The organism is Campylobacter sp. 2018MI13 (assembly GCF_018501135.1).
Taxonomy (GTDB): domain Bacteria; phylum Campylobacterota; class Campylobacteria; order Campylobacterales; family Campylobacteraceae; genus Campylobacter_E.
In genome coordinates, this window is the sequence record NZ_JAHCZC010000319.1 from 1 (window position 1) to 274 (window position 274).

General features: G+C 27.7%; 1 protein-coding gene. It reads left to right on the top strand.

The window, feature by feature from the left end:
* A partial coding sequence (locus KJQ99_RS10200) for a BspA family leucine-rich repeat surface protein (protein ID WP_214150779.1) occupies window positions 1-274 on the top strand: 274 nt, incomplete at both ends.

Genomic DNA, 274 nt, shown 5'->3' on the forward strand with positions numbered 1-274 from the left:
GTTGTGAGTATTTTAATGAAGCTTTGAGCTTTGATACTTCAAAAGTAACTAATATGAGCCATATGTTTGAAAATTGCTTTGATTTTAATCAACCATTAAATTTCAATACTTCAAATGTCGTTGATATGAGCAGTATGTTTAGTAGTTGTGAGTATTTTAATGAAGCTTTGAGCTTTGATACTTCAAAAGTAACTAATATGAGCCATATGTTTGAAAATTGCTTTGATTTTAATCAACCATTAAATTTCAATACTTCAAATGTCGTTGATATGAG